Origin of the sequence: Mesorhizobium sp. M4B.F.Ca.ET.143.01.1.1 (genome assembly GCF_004792275.1) — a bacterium.
Taxonomy (GTDB): domain Bacteria; phylum Pseudomonadota; class Alphaproteobacteria; order Rhizobiales; family Rhizobiaceae; genus Mesorhizobium; species Mesorhizobium abyssinicae.
Window position 1 is genome coordinate 1 of the sequence record NZ_SRSR01000368.1, and the last position, 281, is coordinate 281.

1 pseudogene is annotated in these 281 nt (G+C 67.3%); it reads right to left on the reverse strand.

Annotated elements, in window-relative coordinates:
* Positions 1–76: 76 nt before the first annotated feature.
* Positions 77–281: pseudogene (locus tag EN786_RS37390) on the reverse strand (glutathione-disulfide reductase); the annotation flags it as partial.

Sequence of the window (281 nt, forward strand, 5' to 3'; positions counted from 1 at the left end):
GCGCGGCACCTTGCTTTGAACCAAGCCTCACCGTCGCCGGCTTCGCCGGCGGCGGTTCCGCTCCGCAACGCCGTGCTCAGACGCGCTCGCCGTTCTTCACGCGGTAGGTCGGCTTGTACATGGTGACGAGTTCCTCGGCCGCGGTCGGGTGGACCGCCATGGTGCGGTCGAAATCGTCCTTGGTGAGTCCCGCCTTCAGCGGAATCCCGAGAAGCTGCGCCATTTCGCCGGCGTCGGGGCCGAGAATATGGGCGCCGAGCACCTTTCTCGTGGCGCTGTCG